The 498-nt window shown below is 47.2% G+C and carries 1 protein-coding gene; it reads right to left on the bottom strand.

The features are described from left to right. Positions 1 to 195 precede the first annotated feature (195 nt). On the bottom strand, positions 196 to 498 hold a 303-nt coding region (locus tag R0K30_RS21040; RefSeq protein ID WP_410612698.1), incomplete at its 5' end, for a methylated-DNA--[protein]-cysteine S-methyltransferase.

Here is a 498-nt window from a genome sequence, read left to right on the forward strand (position 1 = left end):
TCTGCACAATGTAATCACTTCATCTTTTTGGACGGCTGGAATGAGATGCATTTTAAAAAACAGCTCTGCATAACCGGCTATCTTCTGCGGGCGGCTCATTTTCATCAGGCTTCGTCCTCCTTTTTCATCAGACCAACTTTTTTCACTTAATAAAATGATATGTCGGACGTGAAAAAACGGAACGTGCCATACGCTTTATTTTTCTTTATAGGATATTTGTTCGATGTTCAGCAGCACCGCTTTTACATCCGTCTTCGTGCCCGCGTATCCCGTTAAGGCGCTGTTTTTGCCGATTACCCGATGGCACGGGATCAAAATCGGCAGCCGGTTTCGTTTATTGGCTTGTCCGATGGCGCGCACCGCTTTCGGTTTTCCGATCGCTTCAGCCATATGGCCGTAGCTTCGGGATTCCCCGTAAGGAATCATCGTCAGCGCGTTCCATACCCTTTCCTGAAAGGGTGTGCCTTTTTGTCTCAGAGGCAGAGAGAATTGCTTTCT

This window comes from Bacillus sp. SIMBA_154, from assembly GCF_046536015.1.
In the GTDB taxonomy this organism is placed as follows: Bacteria; Bacillota; Bacilli; order Bacillales; family Bacillaceae; genus Bacillus; species Bacillus pumilus_P.